17 protein-coding genes are annotated in these 17,860 nt (G+C 64.5%); 6 read left to right on the forward strand and 11 right to left on the reverse strand.

Annotated elements, in window-relative coordinates:
* Window positions 1-30: 30 nt before the first annotated feature.
* From WDN01_16900 to WDN01_16910, 3 genes are all read right to left on the reverse strand, one after another.
* Window positions 31-513, reverse strand: coding sequence for a hypothetical protein (locus WDN01_16900; GenBank protein ID MEJ0027705.1), 483 nt, complete (start codon window positions 511-513; stop codon window positions 31-33).
* A gap of 1,009 nt (window positions 514-1,522) precedes the next feature.
* Window positions 1,523-1,900 carry a hypothetical protein gene (locus tag WDN01_16905; GenBank protein MEJ0027706.1) on the reverse strand — a complete coding sequence of 126 codons (378 nt, stop codon included), beginning with the start codon at window positions 1,898-1,900 and terminating at the stop codon, window positions 1,523-1,525.
* Window positions 1,897-2,112: a hypothetical protein gene (locus WDN01_16910; protein MEJ0027707.1), complete on the reverse strand. Its 216-nt coding sequence runs from the start codon at window positions 2,110-2,112 to the stop codon at window positions 1,897-1,899. Before WDN01_16910 ends, WDN01_16905 begins: the two co-directional genes overlap by 4 nt.
* A 487-nt stretch (window positions 2,113-2,599) precedes the next feature.
* Here WDN01_16910 and WDN01_16915 point away from each other — a divergent pair, with 487 nt between their 5' ends.
* Window positions 2,600-2,821 carry a hypothetical protein gene (locus WDN01_16915; protein ID MEJ0027708.1) on the forward strand — a complete coding sequence of 74 codons (222 nt, stop codon included), beginning with the start codon at window positions 2,600-2,602 and terminating at the stop codon, window positions 2,819-2,821.
* Between the two features lie 398 nt (window positions 2,822-3,219).
* Here WDN01_16915 and WDN01_16920 read toward each other — a convergent pair whose 3' ends face one another.
* Complete coding sequence (locus WDN01_16920; GenBank protein MEJ0027709.1) at window positions 3,220-4,737, reverse strand: site-specific integrase; 1,518 nt, start codon at window positions 4,735-4,737, stop codon at window positions 3,220-3,222.
* A 318-nt stretch (window positions 4,738-5,055) separates the two neighbouring features.
* Here WDN01_16920 and WDN01_16925 point away from each other — a divergent pair, with 318 nt between their 5' ends.
* On the forward strand, window positions 5,056-5,613 hold the full coding sequence (locus tag WDN01_16925; protein MEJ0027710.1) for a hypothetical protein: 558 nt from the start codon (window positions 5,056-5,058) through the stop codon (window positions 5,611-5,613).
* On the opposite strand, the gene WDN01_16930 is transcribed toward WDN01_16925, so the two are convergent.
* Together WDN01_16930 and WDN01_16935 are read right to left on the reverse strand one after the other, a co-directional pair.
* Window positions 5,567-5,869 carry a hypothetical protein gene (locus tag WDN01_16930; protein MEJ0027711.1) on the reverse strand — a complete coding sequence of 101 codons (303 nt, stop codon included), beginning with the start codon at window positions 5,867-5,869 and terminating at the stop codon, window positions 5,567-5,569. The two genes, WDN01_16925 and WDN01_16930, sit on opposite strands and share 47 nt — an antisense overlap.
* A 64-nt stretch (window positions 5,870-5,933) precedes the next feature.
* Window positions 5,934-7,532 (reverse strand): phosphoenolpyruvate carboxykinase, encoded by a 1,599-nt coding sequence (locus WDN01_16935; GenBank protein MEJ0027712.1) that lies wholly within the window; start codon window positions 7,530-7,532, stop codon window positions 5,934-5,936.
* A gap of 230 nt (window positions 7,533-7,762) precedes the next feature.
* Between WDN01_16935 and WDN01_16940 the strand changes: the two genes are divergently transcribed.
* The 3 genes from WDN01_16940 to WDN01_16950 all read left to right on the forward strand — a co-directional run bounded on the left by WDN01_16940 (window position 7,763) and on the right by WDN01_16950 (window position 10,767).
* Window positions 7,763-8,557 (forward strand): molybdopterin-synthase adenylyltransferase MoeB, encoded by a 795-nt coding sequence (locus WDN01_16940; GenBank protein MEJ0027713.1) that lies wholly within the window; start codon window positions 7,763-7,765, stop codon window positions 8,555-8,557.
* A gap of 51 nt (window positions 8,558-8,608) precedes the next feature.
* On the forward strand, window positions 8,609-10,333 hold the full coding sequence (locus WDN01_16945; GenBank protein ID MEJ0027714.1) for a hypothetical protein: 1,725 nt from the start codon (window positions 8,609-8,611) through the stop codon (window positions 10,331-10,333).
* A 158-nt stretch (window positions 10,334-10,491) separates the two neighbouring features.
* Window positions 10,492-10,767 (forward strand): hypothetical protein, encoded by a 276-nt coding sequence (locus tag WDN01_16950; GenBank protein ID MEJ0027715.1) that lies wholly within the window; start codon window positions 10,492-10,494, stop codon window positions 10,765-10,767.
* Window positions 10,768-10,950: 183 nt separating this feature from the next.
* On the opposite strand, the gene WDN01_16955 is transcribed toward WDN01_16950, so the two are convergent.
* From WDN01_16955 to WDN01_16965, 3 genes are read right to left on the reverse strand one after another with little or no spacing between them, the layout of a single operon-like run.
* Window positions 10,951-11,220, reverse strand: a complete 270-nt coding sequence (locus tag WDN01_16955; protein ID MEJ0027716.1) for a hypothetical protein — start codon at window positions 11,218-11,220, stop codon at window positions 10,951-10,953.
* A 17-nt stretch (window positions 11,221-11,237) separates the two neighbouring features.
* Window positions 11,238-14,153 (reverse strand): DNA polymerase I, encoded by a 2,916-nt coding sequence (gene polA, locus WDN01_16960; protein ID MEJ0027717.1) that lies wholly within the window; start codon window positions 14,151-14,153, stop codon window positions 11,238-11,240.
* A complete protein-coding gene (locus tag WDN01_16965; protein MEJ0027718.1) occupies window positions 14,150-14,326 on the reverse strand; it encodes a zinc-finger domain-containing protein in 177 nt (58 codons plus the stop codon). The genes polA and WDN01_16965 overlap by 4 nt, the downstream gene beginning before the upstream one ends.
* Window positions 14,327-14,425: 99 nt before the next feature.
* On the opposite strand from WDN01_16965, the gene WDN01_16970 reads away from it, so the two are divergent.
* Complete coding sequence (locus WDN01_16970; GenBank protein MEJ0027719.1) at window positions 14,426-14,989, forward strand: cob(I)yrinic acid a,c-diamide adenosyltransferase; 564 nt, start codon at window positions 14,426-14,428, stop codon at window positions 14,987-14,989.
* Window positions 14,990-14,992: 3 nt separating this feature from the next.
* Here the strand turns inward: WDN01_16970 and WDN01_16975 are convergent, their stop codons facing one another.
* Window positions 14,993-15,298, reverse strand: coding sequence for a hypothetical protein (locus WDN01_16975; GenBank protein MEJ0027720.1), 306 nt, complete (start codon window positions 15,296-15,298; stop codon window positions 14,993-14,995).
* A gap of 312 nt (window positions 15,299-15,610) precedes the next feature.
* Complete coding sequence (gene pnp, locus WDN01_16980) at window positions 15,611-17,749, reverse strand: polyribonucleotide nucleotidyltransferase (protein ID MEJ0027721.1); 2,139 nt, start codon at window positions 17,747-17,749, stop codon at window positions 15,611-15,613.
* Window positions 17,750-17,860 lie beyond the last annotated feature (111 nt).

Raw genomic sequence — 17,860 nt, forward strand, 5'->3', positions numbered from 1 at the left:
AAGCCATTAAACAATGCGGAAAGTAGCCGGTCACTCGCCCGGCCAGTCATAGCGCGTGCCTCTGAGACGGCGTATTGCCTCGGCAATCCGCACAACGTGCCGGCGGCAGAATTCGGCAATCTCAATGTATGCGCAGGGATCGCCGTTACCATATGCGTCCAGCACGACTTCAAATTCCAGCTTGCTGAGAACAGATATGCTGGCGATAAAATCGATCAGCAGTCGCTCCGCGCCCTGACGTACGTACCGCGTCAAGCGACCTTGCTTGCAAGCGCCGCTCAAATGATCTGCATAGTTCAGGAGATTGCGGAAAGATTCTTCGCGCTCGATTTGCGACGATCTGCGACCTTCCGTCGAAAGGGTATGGAAGCGTGCGGAGATTTCAGCGAGCGCCGCTAGATCTTCCCTACCGACCGAGCGAACGGCGTTAAAGATCGAAACAGCAAGGGCTACTAGCGATATGATGAGGCCGCCGCCGCTTAAGGCAAGCGAATCGAGTTGGTATTCCTGCACTTGAAAAGCCTCCCACGAATAATCACTTTCCGCCCCGCCTGTTCTGCGAGCGGGCACAGTTTGAAATCGCCATGAGATTCTTGAGTCTTAGTTGGCGGCGGGTGAGTCGCGCTCAGCGCTCGCGCGTGACGCGGAATGTCGCGCAAAACGTCGAGCAGTTCGGGAGTGGGAAATAGGCTGAACACGGCCACGACAGGGTGCTTTCAAAATATCAGGCCCCCGCCTTTAGCGATCAAAACGCGATATGTATTAAAGAGTCGTCAAAAAGCCAATTACCGGCCTAGACCGTCTGTTTTTCGGATGAGGGCAGACGGCTCATCGTCAACGACGTTTTTGATTCTGGGCACGCGGATGTTCGTCAAAAAGCGCGCCGCTTCGCGCTCATCTGTCGCAAGAATTTCCGCGCAAGCGCGAAACCGCCGTTGAAACGGCGTTGTCAGGGTTTTGCCATCCGACAGCTCCGCGAAATATTCGCCGATCGAAAGGGGAGGATTGCGCCGTGCAAGCTCGAAGCCAAGGCTTACATACAGTGGGCGGTTAATGGTCTGCAGTCTGCCCGGTCCCATACGACCGCCGCGAATGTCATCGCCATAGTGCTCCAGCAGGAAATCGAATGGATCAACGCCCTCGCGTTTCCCGGGATACGGCCTTTTTGCCTCGACCTTACCACCATGGAGTTGCCGGCGAAGCTCCGATACCGCGTCGATTGCGCCGAACTCAGGAAAGAGCTCTTTGAGATAGGTGGAGATCGGTTTGCCCGGATGCAGGGCGGCCCATTCGTCAAGCTTCTTCAGCCGCGCTTCCGCAGTACTTTCGCCGTAGGTCTTGTCTGTAGGCGGTAATTTAATAGAGCCGGGTTCAATGACGGTGTGAAGCGAATATGCGCAATTATAGCGCTCGCTGCCGAAGATTCAACGAATAAGCGATGCGAGATGCAACGCGGAGCCAGTCGAAGCTGTATCATCGCAGTCGTGGACCGGGCCGTCTTTCGGCCCGGTCCACGAGCCGGTCAGAAAAGGCTCAACTGCCGTGATGCCTGTTCCCGGCGCTTCCACGCGGGAGTTGCTGCTTCGGACTCCAGCCAGCGGCGCACATATGCCAGCGGACCGCCGGCCTCGTCCACGTAGACACTGCTGATGAAATGGGAACGGTAGCCGGTATCGGTCAGCGGAATGACTGCGCCTTTCGGGCCCAGCACACGGATTTGCAGATGGGCGATGGTGTCTTTCATCCCCATCCAGTCGCGCTCGTAGGAGACTGCGAGCGTGACATCGCGCCATTGCAGCGTCTGCTCGCGGATGGCGCGCTTCTTCCGCCTGGCAACCGGTTTCGACGGCTTGCGTTTTGCGGGCTTGCACCGGCGCTTGCGAGCGGAAGAGGAGGTCATTGCTGGCCTCCCTCGGCGCGAACGGCGCGCATGACGATGCGGCCTTGCAGCGGCACGGCATCGCAGGAGAGCGAGAAGCCCTGACCGTCCTTATGGTTCCATGCTGCGCCGATGGGCGTCCAGCTTGCGGCATCGCCTTCGCCGATGACGCGGTAGAGCCGATGCGTCGGCTTGCGGCCCGGCAGCTTCGGTTGGGTTGTCGATTTAGCCATGATGGTCTCCTTCCAATTCCGCCACGGACCATTCCGCGGCTTCATGGGGAGCCAGGGGAGCGGGCCACCGAGCCGGCGGTCACACCCCGCGCGGATGCGCGCCCGAGGGAGCGGAGCTGCACGGACCCCGCACTAGTTGCGGGGGTAGGAAGCGAGCTGGGTTGATCGGCGGCGGGCCCGCTCCATAACGCTCACCCATAAGAAGCCGTGATGGTCACGGTTGCCGGCAGGAAGGGACCATGGCGAACAGACCAACGCGCCAGGCGGCACGACCCGTCGGCTCTACGTTGCGGAATGAATGACCGGGCTGTGTCGGGGAAGCATATTCACAGCGGTTCAGGCGTCCTCGCAGCTCCGCGCGCCCTTTGCGGCCTGGCTTGATCGGTAGCGCCTTCGTCGGCTTGGGGCGGCAAGTGCAGGCACTCCTCCTCTTCGTTGCGGTCGCAGGCGATGCAGCCGCCTCCTGCGGCGCGAAAACCCTCCGCGCATGGCCGCGACGGTCGCGGTCGGAAACAAAGGAGCACTTATGGAACCACTGACGAATATCGATCTCAGCCGCTGCAAATGGCTTGGCGCAATCGCCATCGCCTGCGCGGTCGCCGCCGAGCTGATCGACATTGCGCAAATCCCGGCACGGCAACGCTCTACTTTCGCAAGCCGCGAGCGGCTGCGCCGCTCGGTGCGCCAGCGCAAGCTTCGCTCTCGCTAGGAGGCCGGTCATGACCAGCACGAAATTCGCGTTATTGCTGGCTGCGCTCGCACAGTTGATCGCAGCTCTTGCCCAACTCGTTGGAGCAATCAGGATGCCGCCGTGAGCGCGACAAGCTCTGACATACAACGTGTGCACTTTCATTGCTTACAGTAAGATTCTGAGTAGAGGATCCTCGCACCCGTCCATCCCAGAGGCCAGCGGCCGATGGGCGTGTGCTGCGGAAGACGCCGGCAGGCGGGTCGCATCGAGGCTCGACGCGCCTTTTCCGCCTGCCGTCTTTGCGCCATGACGGCTAAGTTCGCCAGCGGCGCGCCGTCATGGCGCGGAGCCGCCCGCCGCCGGGCGCAGCGAAGCTCGCTGCTTGGTTTCCCGGCTTCGGGCGGCTCCTGAGAAGATCAGTGAGGTTTGGTGTCCTTGCGGCGGATCGCCATCGCGCGGGCGGCCTTTGCGTCGGCCTCCGTGGGGGCGCTGGCCTTGGCGCGCGCCTTCTTGCGCGAACCGGCCTTCTTGTCCTTGAGCTCGCCATCGGTGCTGGCCGCCTCGGCATTCTGCGCCGGATCGATTGGGTCCCAGCTGCCGATGCCCTGCAACACGCGGTCGGCGTGCTTGATGGTGTTCACGTGGCCGTAGTGCTCCTCGATCATCTTGACTGACGTGCCCATCTGCTCGGCCAGGAAATACACATCGACGCCCTCGCTCAAGCGAAGCGTGGCGTAGGTGTGGCGGAAGCAATAGGTCGAGCGCGGAATACCCTGCGGGCCGTCGCGCAGCTCGGCAAAGTTCAGCATCATGTCGATGAGGCGCTTATAGAGCGACTTGTCGGACTTGCCGTTGTGGGTCGAGAATACCGGATCGGCAGGCCCCGTAGCCCTGCTCAGTTTGCGAATACGGTCGAGGTAATCACCGACGCTTGCGGGAGCGACCAGCTTGCGCGACTTGCCCTTTCCGGTCACGTAGAGCACGACCAGCTCGCGCCCTTCGCGGTCCTTGGCATGGGTGACGTCCCGCCAGCGCAGATTGCGTGCCTCGGGCGGCCGCATGCCGGTGTTGCACATGACGAGCATGAAGTTATAGGCAACCTCGCGATACCATTTCGAGCGGGCGTCTGTCGCCTCCTTGATCCAATCGCGAGCCTTGGTATGCAGGCGGCGGTATTCCTCCAGCGTGAACTCGTCGCGCCGCAGCTTCTTGAGATTGAGTCTGCCTTCGAAGCGCTTTTCGGCCGACACGTAGCGTTTGCGCTGCGCGTAGGCCATGACCGCACCGAAGATGGACATCTCGAAACCGATGGTGGCGTCGCTGACGATGATCCACGGCTTGTCCTTGCCCTTGGCGGTGGCGTTGACCTTGGGAAACTTGCGCCCGTCTATTTTGGCGCGCTTTGCTTTGGCGCGGGCGGCGTCGGCCGCGTCGGCCAGTTTCTTCGACCGCTCGGCTTCCTCATCGGTGCGCGGGCGGGTAAAGCCGGGACGCGCCATGCGGCCCTCTCCATAGGCGCGGCGCCAGTTGGGGTAGTTCTCCCAGCGGTCGGACCCGATGAGGTTGATCTGAATGGAGCCAACGTAAGCGTTGAGCTTGCTTTCGATCACCGAGCGGATGCGCTTCACGCGCTCGTAGGTGATCTGGCCGGCCTTGGCCCGCAGCTCCTCCTCGGCAAGGAAGTCCTTCGCGATCTGGCGGAAAGGCCGGTTGAACAGCGGCATGTCGTGCTTGATGGCGACACGCAACTCGATTTCCTGCTCCCCCGCCATGCGGCGCGCATCTTCGATGTACGGCGTCTTGAGGGAGACCGTCTTGTAGCGGTCCTGCTTCGGCAGCCGCATCCGGCAATACCAGTCCTTGTGATCCACGTCAGCGCGCCGAAAGATCACGACGCCGCGCTTCACCTCCTCCTTGTCCATCATGAACGCCATGACGCCTCCGATCCTGTGCAGATTCTGTGTAGGTTTTCCATCGTAAGTATTTGATTGATCGTGCTGTGTGGGTTTTGTGTAGATACTTTATACCAGAAATAGTTGTTTACTTCTAGTTATTTAGCTTATTATTGTCATCCCCGGCCGAGCATCACGCAGTGATGCGGGGAAGGGGACCCAGGCGCTCAAGCGTCCCCGTCGCTGCAATTCAAGTACGAACGCATCGGCATCACGCCATGTCGAACCACCTGGGTCCCCTTCCCCTCACACCGCTTCGCGGTGTTCGGCCGGGGATGACAAGTGGTACACAATGGCCCTATGTCCGACACGCTTCGCTTCATCGCCCGCCTGATCGCCCAGCCCCGTGCCGTCGGCGCCATCGCGCCGTCGTCGAAGGCGCTGGCGCGGGCTATGGCCGGCGAGATCGACGCTGGCGGAGACGGACCCGTGTTGGAATTGGGCCCGGGCACCGGCGTGGCGACGCAGGCGCTGATCGCGCGCGGCATCGCGCCGGAGCGCATCTGGGCGGTGGAATATGACGGCAATTTCGCCCGGCTGATCGCGGCGCGCTTCGCCGGCGTGCATGTCATCGCGGGCGACGCCTTCGACCTCGACAAGACGCTGGGCGCCCGCGCGCTTCCGCCCTTCGCCGGGGCGATCTCGGGCGTGCCGCTGCTCAACCATTCCATGGCGCGGCGGCAGGTGTTCCTCGAAGGCGTGCTGGCGCGGCTGGAACCCGGGGCGCCCTATGTGCAGTTCTCCTACGGGATGCACGCCCCCGTCGCACCGCCGGCCGGCGTCACGGTGCACCAGTCGGCATTCGTGCTGTTCAACCTGCCCCCGGCGCGGGTGTGGGTGTATCGGCGACTTGGGTGACCTGCAGGCCGAATTTTCCGGCTGCGAAATGCGCGACAAAGCCGCAGGGCGAGATCAGCGTCACCATCGGCACCAGCGGTCCGACCAGCGAGACGCGACCGTCACGCAGCAGCGGCATCGAGACGGCCAGCGATGGACCGACCTCCCATGTGTTTGCGCCGCACCACGGGCATGCGGCAGGCTTGAGCGTACCCTTCATCGCCTGGGCGATGTAGTCGCGTTCCGCCTGTGTCAGGAGACCTTTGTCGTCAGGCATCGATCCTCCCTTAAGCAAAAGGCCCGCGACGGGTCGCGGGCCTTTCGATGTCATGATCGAGAGACTACTCCGCCGCGACGGCCAGGGCGGGGGCGGCTTCCAGGACGTCCTGGCCGACATGGGCCTCGAACTTCTCGAAATTCTTGCGGAACATGCCGACCAGCTTGGTCGCCTGCGCGTCATAGGCCGACTTGTCGGCCCAGGTGTCGCGCGGGTTCAGGATCTTCGAGTCGACGCCGTGCACCGCCACCGGCACGCGGAAGCGGAAATGCGGATCGACCCGCATCTCGGCATTGGCGAGGCTGCCGTCCAGCGCGGCGTTGAGCAGGACGCGCGTCGCCTTGATCGGCATGCGCGAGCCGGTGCCGAAGGCCCCGCCCGTCCAGCCGGTGTTGACCAGCCAGCAATCGGCCTGGTGCAGGCCGATCAGGTCGCGCAGCAGGTTGCCGTATTCGGACGGATGGCGCGGCATGAAGGGGGCGCCGAAGCAGGTGGAGAAGGTGGGCTGCGGCTCTTTCCCCAGGCCCTTCTCGGTGCCGGCGACCTTGGCGGTGAAGCCGGAGAGGAAATGGTACATCGCCTGGCTGGGCGTCAGCTTGGCGATCGGCGGCAGCACGCCGAAGGCATCGGCCGTCAGCATGATGACGTTCTTGGGGTGGCCGGCGCGGCCGGTCTCCGACGCGTTCGGAATGAAATCGATCGGATAGGCGGCGCGGGTGTTCTCCGCGTAATGCGCGCTGTCGAGGTCGAGGACGCGGGTCGCATCGTCCATCACCACGTTCTCGAGCACGGTGCCGAAGCGTTCCGTGGTCGAGAAGATCTCCGGCTCGGCCTCGCGGGAGAGCTTGATCACCTTGGCGTAGCAGCCGCCTTCGAAATTGAACACGCCGTGCTCGGACCAGCCATGCTCGTCGTCGCCGATCAGCGTGCGCGAGGCGTCGGCCGACAGCGTCGTCTTGCCGGTGCCGGAGAGGCCGAAGAAGATCGCCGACTTGCCGTCCTTGCCGACATTGGCCGAGCAGTGCATCGGCATCACCCGCTTGGGCGGCAGGAGGTAGTTCAGGATCGTGAACACCGACTTCTTCATTTCGCCGGCATAGGAGGTGCCGCCGATCAGGACGAGCTTCCTGGTGAAGTTCACCGCGATGACCGTCTTGCTGGCGCAGCCATGCTTGGCCGGATTGGCCTCGAAGCTCGGCAGGTCGACAATGGTGAATTCCGGCGCGAAATCCTTGAGCTGCTCAGCGGTCGGGCGGATCAGGAGCTGGTGCACGAAGAGCGAGTGCCAGGCATATTCGGTGACGATCCGCACCGGCAGGCGGTGCGCCAGGTCGGCGCCGCCGAACAGGTCCTTGGCGAAGAGTTCCTTGCCTTCGGCGAAGGCGACCATGTCGGCATAGAGGGCGTCGAAATGCGCCGGGGACATCGGCTTGTTGTTGTCCCACCAGATGTTCGGCTCGCTGGCGGCGTCGCGCACGACGAACTTGTCGGAGGCGGAACGGCCGGTGTGCTCGCCCGTGAGCACGACGAGCGGGCCGTCCTTGGCGAGGCGCCCCTCGCCCCGCCGGATCGCGATCTCGTAGAGCTCTGCCGGGGTCAGGTTCCACCGGACGGCTTTGAGACTGCGAAAGCCTTGCTGCTCAAGGCCATAGGCGCTGGACATGGACTACCTCAAGGTGAAAGCGGACCGGCGCCGGACCGGCACAGGTTCTTTGGGACTGGCTCGCAAAATAGAGACTGGCGCCCCCGCGAGCAACGCGAGGTTCGATTCAAGGTTTCTCAAGAAATGTTACTGATTTCAAACGGTTAATTATGACACCGGTAGCAATATCGGGCGTCACTCCGCCGCGCATGACGGTTTTGAGGCGCCCGCCAATGGGTTATGACCTGCCCATGGCCCTGTCCGACGACGAGATCGACCGCTATGCCCGCCATATCGTCCTGCGCGAGGTGGGCGGCACCGGCCAGCGCAGGCTGAAGGACGCCCGTGTCCTGGTGATCGGGGCGGGCGGGCTTGGCAGTCCCGTCATCCTCTATCTGGCGGCCGCCGGGGTGGGGACGATCGGGATCGCCGATTTCGACACGGTGAGCCTTTCCAACCTGCAGCGCCAGATCGCCCATCGCACGGCGGATATCGGCCGGCCGAAGACGGAGTCGGCGCGCGCCGCCGCGCTGGCGATCAATCCGAACGTCCGGATCGAGACCCATGACCTGCGGCTCGCCCCCGACAATGCGCCGGCGCTGATCGGCGAATACGACATCGTCGCCGACGGGTCGGACAATTTCGCCACGCGCTTCCTTGTCAACGATGCCTGCTTCTTCGCGCGGAAGACACTGGTGTCGGCCGCGGTGACGGAGTTCGACGGCCAGCTCGCGACCTTCAAGGCGCATGAGCCCGGCTGCCCCTGCTATCGCTGCCTGTTCCCCGAGGCGCCGCCGCCGGGCACCGCGCCATCCTGCTCGGAGTCCGGCGTGCTCGGCGCCGCGGCCGGCGTGATGGGGACGCTGCAGGCGCTGGAGGTGATCAAGGAGATCACCGGGGCCGGCGAATCCATGGCCGGCAAGCTTCTGATTTACGAAGCGCTAACCACGCGCTTCCGCACCGTGCGCTTCAAGCCGGATCCGGCCTGCGCCCTGTGCGGTGCGGTGCCGACGATCCGCGCCGGATCACGCTTAACCGCGATTTAATTCCCGAAAATACATAGTGCCCATGCCGCCGACATCGGTCGCAGGGAGCGCATGGCGCAGTCCATCCACTACGAAGTCTTTTCCCGCCAGGGCGCCAAGGGCGGCTGGAAGATGCTCGACGTCCGCACCGAGCGCGATGCGGCTATCCAATACGCCCAGAACCTGATGGCCGAGGAAAAGGCGACCGGGGTGAAGGTCGTCAAGGAGACCTATAACGACGAGACCGGCGATTATCTCACGCTGAAGATTTTCGAGGACGGCCACAACCAGGTGAAGACCACGCCGGCGCAGGAAGACGTGCCGCATGCGCTGCCCTGCTTCAAGCCGGACGATCTTTATTCCTATCACGCGCGCGCGACGATGACCCGGCTCATTCCGGACTTCCTCAGCCGCAACAAGATCACCATCACCGAGCTCAGCCATCGCGCCGATCTTCTGGAGAAGCTCGAGGCCACCGGCACGCTCCTGCAGCACGCGATCCAGAAGATCGCGGTGGCCCAGGCGGCGTCGACCACCACGCCGGTCGCACAGATCATCAAGAGCCTGAACGAGCTGACCACCAAGGCGTTCAATCGCGTCTATCGCGACGACCGCGCCAAGCTGTTCCCGAGCACCAAGCCGGGCGGCTTCGGCGCGCTGGCGGTCAAGCTGGCGGCGCAGCCCGACGGGCTCTATGTCCTGAACGGCGCGATCGCCAACCATCTGCGCAACGCGGGCGGCTGGGACGAGAAGGTGCTGCGCCTCCTGAAGATCATGGCCGAGGCACCGGCGGAAGGGCCGGGGCGCACCCTGCTGCTGAGCGCCATCGATTCGCTGCTGGCCGAGATCCTGACGGGATCGGCGGCGCTGCACGAGCTGATCGGCGATAGCGAGAATCTGGGCGAGGCGCTGATGAGCCTGGTCCGGCTGTTCCTCGGCCAGGAGCCGCTCGGCGCCGGGGCGCGCGCCGGATTGATCGCGCTGACCCAGAATTTCGCCGCCGACAACCTGCCCGAGGCGCGCACCGCGGTCGCGAGCCGCATCATGGCGGAGTTCAAGAGCCCCAAGCGGCTGGTGCCGACCGCGCTGGACGAGGAATTCAAGACACTGCGCCAGATCGCCAATCGCGTCGTGCTCGGGATCGGCAAATATCTCAGCCACGAAGACCTGATCGGCGCCTTCACGCTGCGCTCCAAGCGGCTGGTGACGCATGAGACGCTGGGCGAATACATGGCGGGCGCCGCCACGCCGGATGAGAAGCTGGAACGGCTTCTGTTCGTCGAGGAGAACATCATCGGGGCGGAGAACAAGCGCCAGCTCTCGACCTTCGTCCTGCCGCTCCTCACCGCGGCCAGTTTCGAGACCCATTTCACCGTCGCCCGGACGCCGGTGCTGGCGCGGCTGCAGCGCCTGGCGCAGCTTCAGGCGCGGATCCGGCGCTCTGGCTTCCAGGAGAACCAGCGCCAGGAGATGGCGGAGGTGCTCGACAAGCTCGCCTGCACGCTCGAGGCGCGCGCGAAGATCTTCGAGGCGATCGAGACCAAGCCGGGGAGCCCGTCCGACAAGGCGACCACGATCCTGAAGCTGTGCACCGGCGGGATGCTGACCGAGGGCCGCCTGTCGGGCCGCGCCCGCGACATGGTGCTCGGCTATCTGGGCCGGCCGGGGTTCCTGAGCGGCTATATCGCGCAATCCGCGCCGCCGCGCGACGCCGACGCCGCCGTGGCCGAGCTGATGGCGATGCTGGGCAAGGCCGGCATCACGGCCGAGACCGGGCTCAAGAACATCGCCGCCTGAGGCGGGCGCACAGCTTCGTCCGAATCCAGCCACATCCACGCCGTCATCGCCCGCGTCTGCGGGCGATCCATCTCGGCCGCTGCGTGAAAATCGGGTTGCCCGGACAAGCCGGGCAATGACGACTATTCTGGAAAGCGCATCGCGAGTCCGACAACGCCATGATGTTCACGAAGAAGCTGCGCGAGCCCGTCATGCGCGGCAAGATCACGACCAGCATTCGCATCTGGCAGAAGCCGCGCGTGAAGGTCGGCGGCACCTATGCGCTGGGGCCTGGGCGTATCCGCGTGACATCGATCAAGGAGATCGGCCTCGCCGACATCACGCCCAGGATGGCGCGGGATTCCGGCTTCGAGGGCGTCGTCGACCTGCTGAAGACCGCCAAGCACGGGCCGGGCGAGCGGGTGTATCTGGTCGAGTTCGTGTACGAGGAATAGGGTCAGTCCGGCGCGAGTGTAGACAGTTCGACCGCAATATCCATTGCGCCGTGTAGGACACGTACGACCTTGACCTGCGGGCCACCCAACAAAAAATATGCAATCAAATACCGCTTGAAACGGGACGATACCCGCATCAGCCGAATATCGGGATTGGCCGTCGCGGCACGAGCGACAGGGCACTCATCTGCGCCTTTTGGCGCGATCGATACCTTCCTGAACGGCGCGATCAATCAGTTCCGGCGTCAGCTCGCCGGCATCTGGCGATGCCAGGCCTTCCTCGATCTTCTTCAGGAACCACGGCTGCCGCGCAATGGCGTCGAGTTCGTCGCGATCTTCCAGCAAGAGAGACTCGATGTACCCGTCGGTCGTCGCAAAGCCCGCCTCGGCCGCGTTTTTCGCGGCCACCGCGAGAGCTTCCTGTGAAATCTCGATCTTCGCCTTGGCGTTCATAAGCCCGTTCTACCACATCAATGCGCCGCGTCCCAGTTCTGGGCGGCGCGGGCGTCGACGGTCAGGGGGACGCTGAGCCGGATCGCCGGCAGCGCGGCCTTTTCCATCACGCTCTTCACCGCGGCCTGGGTCTTCTCCACCTCGGCGTCCGGCGCCTCGAAGATCAGTTCGTCGTGCACCTGCAGAAGCATCTTGGCCTTCAGCTTCTTCGCCGCCAGCATGTCCGGCACGCGGATCATGGCCCGGCGGATGATGTCGGCGGCGGTGCCCTGGATGGGCGCGTTGATCGCGGCGCGCTCCGCCCCGCCGCGATGGCCGGGCACCGGCGACTTGATCTCGCGGATGTGCACGCGCCGGCCGAACAGCGTCTCGACATAGCCGTGCTCGCGCGCGAAGGCCTTGGTGGTCTCCATATAGTCGCGGATGCCGGGGAAGCGCTGGAAGTATTTCTTGATGTAGTCGTCCGCCTCGCCGCGCGGGATCGAGAGCTGGTTGGCGAGGCCGAACGCCGAAATGCCGTAGACGATGCCGAAATTGATCGCCTTGGCGCGGCGGCGCGTTTCGGCCGGCATGCCTTTCACCGGCACCCCGAAAATCTCCGAGGCGGTCATCGCATGGATGTCCAGCTCTTCGGCGAAGGCCTTTTTGAGCTGCGGGATGTCGGCGATGTGGGCCAGCAGGCGCAGCTCGATCTGGCTGTAATCGGCGCTGATCAGCTTCGACCCCTTGGGCGCGATAAAGGCCTGCCGGATGCGGCGGCCCTCTTCGGTGCGCACCGGGATGTTCTGCAGGTTCGGATCGGTCGAGGCGAGGCGGCCGGTCGAGGTCGAGGCCATCGCGTAGGACGTGTGCACGCGCCCGGTCTTGGCGTTGATATAGGTCGGCAGGGCATCGGTGTAGGTGCCGCGCAGCTTGGCGAGGCCGCGCCAGTCCAGCACCTTCTTGGCGATCGGATGGCCCTGGGCGGCGACGTCTTCCAGAACGTCGGAATCGGTCGACCAGGCGCCGGTCTTGGTCTTGCGGCCGCCTTCGAGCTTGAACTTGCCGAACAGGATGTCGCCGAGCTGCTTGGGCGAGCCGATGTTGAAGCTCTCGCCGGCGAGCTTGTGGATTTCCGTCTCCATCTTCGCCTGTTCCTGGGCGAAATCGTTGGAGAGCCGGCGCAAGAGGTCGGGATCGATCGTCACGCCCTCGCGCTCCATGTCGGCGAGCACGGTGACGAGCGGACGTTCGAGCGTCTCGTAGACCGTCGTCTTGCCCTGGGCGGGCAGGCGCGCCTTCAGAAGGAGATAGAGACGCAGCGTGACGTCGGCATCCTCGGCGGAGTAGCGCGTCGCGGCCTGGATCGGCACGCAATCGAAGGTGATCTTGTCCTTGCCCTTGCCGGCGACGTCGAGGAACGAGATCGGCTTGTGGCTCAAATGCAATTCCGACAGCTCGTCCATGCCGTGGCCGTGCAGCCCGCCGTCGAGCACATAGGAGATCAGCATCGTGTCGTCATAGGGCGCGACGCGGATGCCGCGCTGGGCGAAGATCAGGAAATCGTATTTCAGGTTCTGCGCGACCTTCAGAATCGACGGGTCTTCCAGCAGCGGCTTCAACCGCGCCAGCACATCGGCCGCGTCCATCTGCACGAGGTCGCCCTCGCCGCCCAGGTCGAAGCCGTCGCCCTTGCGGTGGCCGCAGGGCACGTAGCAGGCCTCGCCCGGCGCGACCGCCAGCGATACGCCGCACAGGCCGGCCGTCATCGCGTCGAGGCCGGTGGTTTCGGTGTCGACGCAGACGATTCCCGCCTCGCGGGCGCGGGCGATCCAGGCGTCGAGGTCTTTCGCGGTGGTGACGGTCTTGTAGGCGTCGAGATCGACCGGCTTCACGATGGCGTCGCGCAGCGGCACCGCGCCGACATGGCTTGCGACGGGCGCCGGCGTCTCGCGGTCGGCCTGTTTCACGACGCGGTTCGCGGCGGTGGCCGAGGGCTCGACCGCGGGCGCGATACCTTCCACGTCCTCGATGCCGAAATGGGCCGCGACGCGCCGCGTGATGGAGTTGAACTCCATCCCGCGCAGGAAGGCGATCAGCTCCTTGGGCTCGGGCTCGTGCACCGCGAAGCGTTCGGGCGTCTCCGGGATCTTCGCATTGAGATCGAGCGTGACGAGCTTCTTCGAGATGCGGGCGTTCTCGGCATTCTCGATCAGGGTCTCGCGCCGCTTGGGCTGTTTGATCTCACCGGCCTTCGCCAGCAGGGTTTCAAGGTCGCCGTACTGGTTGATCAGCTCGGCCGCGGTCTTGATGCCGATGCCGCGCACGCCGGGCACATTGTCGACGCTGTCGCCGGCCAGCGCCTGGACCTCGATCACCTTCGACGGCGGCACGCCGAATTTCTCCATCACCTCGGCCGAACCGATGCGCTTGTTCTTCATCGTGTCGTAGAGTTCGACCTTGCCGTCCTCGACCAGTTGCATCAGGTCCTTGTCGGAGGAGATGATGGTGCAGCGGGCGCCGGCCTCGCGCGCCAGGCGCGCATAGGTCGCGATCAGGTCGTCGGCCTCGAAACCGTCCATCTCGACGCAGGAGACGCCGAAGGCGCGGGTGGCGTCGCGCACCAGCGGGAATTGCGGGATCAGGTCTTCGGGCGGCGGCGGACGGTTGGCCTTGTACTGGTCGTAGATCGTGTTGCGGAAGGTCACGGCGCCGGCGTCGAACACCACGGCCAGATGGGTCGGCTGGTCGGGACCTTTCATGTCCTCCAAGAGCTTCCACATCATGTTGCAGTAGCCGCTGACGGCGCCCACCGGCAGGCCGTCGGATTTGCGCGTCAGCGGCGGCAGGGCGTGATAGGCGCGGAACAGATAGCCCGAGCCGTCGACCAGATAGAGGTGATCGCCCGCCTTCAGCGCGGCTTTCTTCGTCTCTGCGGGCGCCGGCTTGCTCAATGCCGATGCGCCCCCTTCTTCAGGACGAATTTGCGGTCGCAATAGGGGCACTCGACGAAATCCTTGTCGCCCATCTCCAGATAGACGCGCGGATGGCCGAGCGCGCCGCCAATGCCCTCGCACTTCACGCGGGTATCGTCGACTTCGATGATTTCGGGGGCTTCGATGGGCATTTTCTAGGGGCCTGGCTGGAAAGGCGGGCGGATATTAGCCTTGGCCCGGGGCACCGCAAGCGCCTTTGCCGGGGCTGCTGACAGGGGTTAGTTTGTCCCATGGTCACGCTGAACCGCATCTATACGAAGACCGGGGATACGGGCGAAACCGCGCTGGGGGACGGTTCGCGCCGGCCGAAATACGATCTGCGGATCGCGGCCTATGGGACCGTCGACGAGGCCAATTGCGCCGTCGGGCTGGCGCGGCTTCACACGACCGGCGAGCTCGACGCGATGCTGTCGCGCATCCAGAACGACCTGTTCGATCTGGGCGCCGATCTCTGCGCCCCGGAGGACGGGCGGCGCGGCGGCGAGCGGCTGCGCATCGCGGAGTCGCAGGTCGAGCGGCTGGAGCGCGAGATCGATGCGATGAATGAAGGCCTGGCGCCGCTCCAGTCTTTCGTCCTGCCGGGCGGGACGGCGGCGGCGGCGCATCTGCATCTGGCCCGCGCCATCGTGCGGCGCGCCGAGCGGCTGGCCGTCGAATTGGCAGAGGCGGAAAAGGTGAGCGCGGTCGCGATCCGCTATCTCAACCGGCTGTCGGATCACCTGTTCGTCGCGAGCCGCTTTGCCAATGACGGTGGCGCCAAGGACGTGCTCTGGATTCCCGGCGCCAACCGATAGCGCTTAAGCGACGTCGGCGACGCGGCGGCCGAACAGGAAGGCCAGGATGATTCCGGGAACGCCCGTCACGCCCCAGCCCGGCAGGCCGAACAGCGCGGCGATGCCGTGCGCCAGGAAGCCCGGCAGGTGACGATCGCACCAGGCGTGGAAGGCGACGACGGCGGATTTGTCGAGCAGCGCCCAGACCTGGTCGAGCGAGCGCACCATGATCTTGCCGCCGTTCTCCAGCGAAGTGACGATATCCGCGCCCAGCAGCATGATGGCCGACACGACGAGAATCAGGCTGAGCAGTCTCAGGACGACGAACATGGCGGTACCCCAACACCCCGGTAATGTACGCTAGCGAGCGGATTTCCGCGGCACAAGCAGGCCTAACCCCGGTTAACCATCATTCCTCGCGGAAGGTTTCCCGCTGTCGTTTTTGTGCCGCCGCTTTTGCGCAATTTGGCGCCAGCCTCGCTCCGAACTTAGGCAGACGCGCAAATTTTCGGCGGCGCCCATGCCAACATCGGTTCCGAGGCCGAGATACGGGACGCGCGCGACGACAATTTTTTAGCGATGAACAAGCAAAAAGCCGCCCGCGATTTCTCGCGGGCGGCTTTGGTTCGTAGGCGTTTCGGCTTACTCGGCCGCGGGGGCGTCCGACTTCGCCTTCTTGGAGAGGTCCTCGCCGGTGACCTGGTCGACCTGCTTCATCGACAGGCGGACCTTGCCGCGGTCGTCGAAGCCGAGAAGCTTCACCTTCACCGCCTGGCCTTCCTTGACCACGTCGGACGGCTTGTTGACGCGGCTCGCGGCCAGTTCCGACACATGGACGAGGCCGTCCTTGGGTCCGAAGAAGTTCACGAAGGCGCCGAAGTCCATGACCTTGACGATCTTGCCGTCATAGATCTCGCCGACCTCGGGCTCGGCCACGATGCCCTTGATCCACTTCAACGCGGCCTTGATCGACTCGCCGTCGGCGCTAGCGATCTTCACCGTGCCGTCGTCCTCGATGTTGATCTTGGCGCCGGTCTTCTCGACGATCTCGCGGATCACCTTGCCGCCCGAGCCGATCACTTCGCGGATCTTGTCGGTCGGGATCTTGATCTGCTCGATGCGCGGGGCGTGCTCGCCGAGTTCGCCGCGGGCGTGATCGATCGCCTTGTTCATCTCGCCCAGGATGTGGATGCGGCCATGCTTGGCCTGGTCCAGCGCCACCTTCATGATCTCCTCGGTGATGCCGGAGATCTTGATGTCCATCTGGAGCGCGGTGATGCCGTCTTCGGTGCCGGCCACCTTGAAGTCCATGTCGCCGAGATGATCCTCGTCACCCAGGATGTCGGAGAGCACCGCGAAGCGCTCGCCTTCCAGGATGAGGCCCATCGCGATACCCGCGGTCGGCTTCTTCAGGGGAACGCCGGCGTCCATCAGCGCGAGGCTGGTGCCGCAGACGGTCGCCATCGACGACGAGCCGTTGGACTCGGTGATCTCCGACACGACGCGGAGCGTGTAGGGGAACTCTTCCTTGGCCGGCAGCATCGGATGGATCGCGCGCCAGGCGAGCTTGCCGTGGCCGATCTCGCGCCGGCCGGGAGCGCCCATGCGGCCCGTCTCACCCACGCTGTAGGGCGGGAAGTTGTAGTGCAGCATGAAGTTCTGCTTCACCGTGCCTTCGAGCTGGTCCATGAACTGCTCGTCCTCGGTGGTGCCGAGGGTGGTCACGACCAGCGCCTGGGTCTCGCCGCGGGTGAACAGCGCCGAGCCATGGGTGCGCGGCAGGATGCCGACCTCCGCCACGATGGGACGCACCGTGGTCAGGTTCCGGCCGTCGATGCGCGTCTTGGTGTCGAGCACCGCGTTGCGCATGACCTTGGCTTCGAGGTCGTGGAAGAGGTTGCCGAACTCCTTGGCGGAAACCTTGCCGTCGCCTTCGCCGACGAAATACTCCGCCGTCTTCTTCTTGATCTCGGCGATGCGGTCGCGCCGCTCGAACTTCACCGGGATCTGGAACGCGCCGGCGAGGTTGATGCCGGCGACCTTCTCGATCTCCATCGCCAGCACATGCGTGCCGACGTCCGGCAGCGGCCGCGGCTCCTTGGCCGCCTTCTCCGCCAGCTTGATGATCGCGTCGATCGCGTGCTGCATCTCGCGATGGCCGAACATCACCGCACCGAGCATCACCTGCTCGGACAATTCCTGCGCTTCCGACTCCACCATCAGCACCGCGTCGGCGGTGCCGGCGACGACGAGGTCGAGCTTGGAATTGGCATAGTCGTCGATCGGCGGGTTCAGCTTGTACTCGCCGTCGATATAGCCGACGCGCGCGGCGCCGATCGGACCCATGAAGGGAATGCCCGAAATGGTGAGCGCCGCAGACGCCGCGACGAGGGCGACGATATCGGGATCGTTCTCCATGTCGTGCGAAAGCACCTGCACGACGACCTGGGTCTCGTTGCGGTAGCCTTCGGCGAACAGCGGGCGGATCGGGCGGTCGATCAGGCGCGAGATCAGCGTCTCACGCTCGGTCGGGGCGCGCTCGCGCTTGAAATAGCCGCCCGGGATCTTGCCGGCGGCGTAATAGCGCTCCTGGTAGTTCACGGTGAGGGGAAAGAAATCAATTCCCTCGCGCGGGCTGGGCGCGCCGACCACGGTGGCGAGAACCACCGTCTCTCCGTAAGTGGCGACGACCGAGCCGTCGGCCTGGCGGGCGACCTTGCCGGTTTCGAGCGTCAGCGTTCTGCCGCCCCATTCGAACGATTCCTTGTGTACGGTAAACATCTTCAGTCTTCTTTCTTCGTGCACCGGCGCCGGATTGCGGCGGTGCTTTGCACGCCGGGCCTCATTGCCCGGTCGAGCGGATGCACCCTTGGGCCCATGCCCTCGGGTGCG

It is taken from the genome of Rhizomicrobium sp. (assembly GCA_037200985.1).
GTDB lineage: Bacteria > Pseudomonadota > Alphaproteobacteria > Micropepsales > Micropepsaceae > Rhizomicrobium.

Coding starts and splice junctions, on each gene's coding strand:
- WDN01_16950 (MEJ0027715.1), top strand. CDS start 10,492: ATGATGTTCACGAAGAAGCTGCGCGAGCCCGTCATGCGCGGCAAGATC.
- WDN01_16925 (MEJ0027710.1), top strand. CDS start 5,056: ATGTCCGACACGCTTCGCTTCATCGCCCGCCTGATCGCCCAGCCCCGT.
- WDN01_16935 (MEJ0027712.1), bottom strand. CDS start 7,532: ATGTCCAGCGCCTATGGCCTTGAGCAGCAAGGCTTTCGCAGTCTCAAA.
- WDN01_16945 (MEJ0027714.1), top strand. CDS start 8,609: ATGGCGCAGTCCATCCACTACGAAGTCTTTTCCCGCCAGGGCGCCAAG.
- WDN01_16940 (MEJ0027713.1), top strand. CDS start 7,763: ATGGCCCTGTCCGACGACGAGATCGACCGCTATGCCCGCCATATCGTC.
- WDN01_16965 (MEJ0027718.1), bottom strand. CDS start 14,326: ATGCCCATCGAAGCCCCCGAAATCATCGAAGTCGACGATACCCGCGTG.
- WDN01_16930 (MEJ0027711.1), bottom strand. CDS start 5,869: ATGCCTGACGACAAAGGTCTCCTGACACAGGCGGAACGCGACTACATC.
- WDN01_16920 (MEJ0027709.1), bottom strand. CDS start 4,737: ATGGCGTTCATGATGGACAAGGAGGAGGTGAAGCGCGGCGTCGTGATC.
- WDN01_16970 (MEJ0027719.1), top strand. CDS start 14,426: ATGGTCACGCTGAACCGCATCTATACGAAGACCGGGGATACGGGCGAA.
- WDN01_16905 (MEJ0027706.1), bottom strand. CDS start 1,900: ATGACCTCCTCTTCCGCTCGCAAGCGCCGGTGCAAGCCCGCAAAACGC.
- WDN01_16975 (MEJ0027720.1), bottom strand. CDS start 15,298: ATGTTCGTCGTCCTGAGACTGCTCAGCCTGATTCTCGTCGTGTCGGCC.
- WDN01_16915 (MEJ0027708.1), top strand. CDS start 2,600: ATGGCCGCGACGGTCGCGGTCGGAAACAAAGGAGCACTTATGGAACCA.
- WDN01_16910 (MEJ0027707.1), bottom strand. CDS start 2,112: ATGGCTAAATCGACAACCCAACCGAAGCTGCCGGGCCGCAAGCCGACG.
- pnp (MEJ0027721.1), bottom strand. CDS start 17,749: ATGTTTACCGTACACAAGGAATCGTTCGAATGGGGCGGCAGAACGCTG.
- WDN01_16955 (MEJ0027716.1), bottom strand. CDS start 11,220: ATGAACGCCAAGGCGAAGATCGAGATTTCACAGGAAGCTCTCGCGGTG.